We start from the raw sequence: 1,470 nt of genomic DNA, 5'->3' as shown, positions 1-1,470 counted from the left end.
GCGTCAGAGCTGCCCGAGCCGGCGGGCGAGCCGGTCCGGGCAGTGTCGTCCGGCTGGCGGCCATCCGATCCGCAACCATCCAATCCTCGGCCGTCCGATCGGCGAGCGTCCGATCGGCGAGCGTCCGGTCGGTGAGGGTCCGGTCGGCGAGCGTCCGGTCGGCGACCACCCGGCCGGCCGAAATCGTGACGATCCGGTCGGCGACGTCGGCGAGAGCGGCGGAGTGCGCGACGAGCACCACCGTCGCGCGGCCCCGCAATGCCGCGACGGCTGTGGCGACCCGCTCCTCGGCGGCCACGTCCAGGCTTTCCCCGGGCTCGTCGAGCAGCACCAGCGGGGCGTCCCGGACCAGCACCCGGGCGAGCCCGACCCGGCGCAGCTCACCCGCTGACAGCTCGCCGCCGTCCTCGCCCACAGTCTGGTCCGCCGGCGGCGCCCCCGCCGCCGCGAGCGCGGCTGCGACCTCGGCGGCCTTCGCGCCGGGCCGTCCCAGCCGCACCTCGTCGGCGACCGTGCCGCCGCAGACGGCATGCGGCCGCTGCGGCAGCCAGGCGACGCGGGCCTGCCAGCCGGCCGGGTCGAGGTCAGCGAGGTCGACGCCGTCCACCAGCACCCGGCCCTGCGCCGGATGCAGCGCCCCGCGCAGCAACGCCAGCACGGTGCTCTTGCCCGCGCCGCTCGGCCCGACCAGCGCGACGATCTCACCCCGGCGGACGGTCAGGTCGACCCGCCCGGTGTTGCGTAGGTCCACGCCGTCCAACCGCAGGGCGTCGAACCGGGTGGGGGCCAGGCGCCGGCCCGGACGCGCCGCCGGCACGGCGTCGACCACGTCGAGGGCCGCGCCGGCCGCGGTCAGTCCGGACACGGTCGCGTGGTACTGCGCTCCCACCTGCCGTAGCGGCAGGTAGACCTCCGGGGCGAGCAGCAGGGCCAGCAACCCCGTGCGCAGGTCGAGCGAACCCGATACCAGCCGCAGCCCCACCGACACCGCGACCAGGGCGACCGACAGCGTCGCGAGCAGCTCCAGCACGAACGACGACAGGAACGCCCAGCGCAGCGCCGCCATCGTCTGTTCCCGGTAGGCGTCGGTGATCCGGCGGATCACCTCCACCTGGGCCTTCGCCCGGCTGAATATCCTCAGCGTCGGCAGTCCCTCGACAACGTCGAGGAAGTGCCCGGACAGCCGGCCGAGCACCGCCAGCTGCCGGTCGGTGCGGTTGCGGGTGGCCAGCCCCACCAGCACCATGAAGATCGGCACAAGCGGCAGCACGACGGCCAGGATGAGCGCGGAAGTGAGATCCGCGCCGGCGATCCGGGCCAGCACGAACGGTGGGACGACCGCGACCATGACCAGCGCGGGCAGGAAGCGGGTCAGGTAGGCGTCCATGCCGTCCAGGCCGGCGCCCGCGGTGACCGCGAGCGCCCCCGATCCACCGTCACGATCACGATGGCCGCGGCCGGTGCCCGCGG

Annotated in this window: 1 protein-coding gene; it reads right to left on the bottom strand. The window is 75.2% G+C overall.

The window, feature by feature from the left end:
- On the bottom strand, positions 1-1,470 hold a 1,470-nt coding region (gene cydD / locus DD1DGNOD_RS07285), incomplete at both ends, for a thiol reductant ABC exporter subunit CydD (RefSeq protein ID WP_131769723.1).

It is taken from the genome of Candidatus Protofrankia californiensis (assembly GCF_900634765.1).
GTDB classification, from domain to species: domain Bacteria; phylum Actinomycetota; class Actinomycetes; order Frankiales; family Frankiaceae; genus Protofrankia; species Protofrankia californiensis.
Note: the sequence above shows the minus strand (reverse complement) of the source record. Positions and strands in the feature narration are given on the sequence as shown.